Genomic DNA, 545 nt, shown 5'->3' on the forward strand with positions numbered 1-545 from the left:
CCCATCAAACTCAATACTTTTCCATTCTATAATTTTTGCTTTAGCATTAGTGATAAAAGAAATGTATTTATCTCTTTGTTTATCGTGTTTGATACCTGCACATAAAGGTTTAAGTGCTTCATCATACCAAATCACTTCTAACTTTTCTTCTTTAATGATTCTTAATGCTACTTCTTTTGTTAGATATTCTTTAATGTCTTTTCCATTGTATTTTTTTCGCTTATAATTCATCTGCAACATTTTATCAATGGCTTCTTTTTCACTATCAAAAGAATACTCAAATTCAACACCGCCCCTTTCTCCAATATAAACAGCTTCATATTTATTGTTATTAGGATTAAACCAAATTGTAAAATGATATTCTCCTGCTGTATAATCATAATCACGCCAAGTTACATAGATTAACTTTTCTTCTTCTATAATTAATTCTGCTTGTTCTCTTGTCATTTTCTATCCTTTATTATGGTATTTGTTTGATAAAACCTAACCTTGAAACATTTACACAAAGCTAATTCTATTTTGTTTAATCATTCTAGCACGATTGA

The 545-nt window shown here is 28.3% G+C and carries 1 protein-coding gene; it reads right to left on the reverse strand.

All coding sequences use genetic code 11. From position 1 onward, the window contains the following. A partial coding sequence (locus AJ936_RS03080; RefSeq protein ID WP_070274045.1) for a hypothetical protein occupies positions 1 to 447 on the reverse strand: 447 nt, incomplete at its 3' end. Positions 448 to 545: the final 98 nt, after the last annotated feature.

Origin of the sequence: Campylobacter sp. BCW_6877 (assembly GCF_001762445.1) — a bacterium.
Taxonomy (GTDB): Bacteria; Campylobacterota; Campylobacteria; order Campylobacterales; family Campylobacteraceae; genus Campylobacter_D; species Campylobacter_D jejuni.